The 248-nt window shown below is 45.6% G+C and carries 1 protein-coding gene; it reads left to right on the top strand.

What is annotated here, in order from left to right; translation table 11 throughout:
* Positions 1-140: DUF3301 domain-containing protein (locus O4H47_RS18240; RefSeq protein ID WP_419719650.1), on the top strand; the 140-nt coding region annotated here is incomplete at its 5' end.
* Positions 141-248: the final 108 nt, after the last annotated feature.

The raw sequence follows: 248 nt of genomic DNA on the forward strand, positions 1-248 counted from the left end.
CCAGCGATGGTCGCTGGTTTTGGCATACGGTTTACTTGTTTGAATTTTCGGCTTTAGGCGACGACTGTTACCAAGGAAGGCTGGAAATGCGCGGTTTCATCCCAATGCGCTTTAACTTACCACCGCATCGGATGGTCTAATCCATTCGAAGTCATAACTCGGGGCGAAATATTCTTCATTTTCGCCTTTGTTTTCAAACCCTAAAGCTTGCAATATCTTAATCGCGGAGAGATTTTCAACTTCCGCAC

This window comes from Maritalea porphyrae, from assembly GCF_027213965.1.
GTDB lineage: Bacteria > Pseudomonadota > Alphaproteobacteria > Rhizobiales > Devosiaceae > Maritalea > Maritalea porphyrae_A.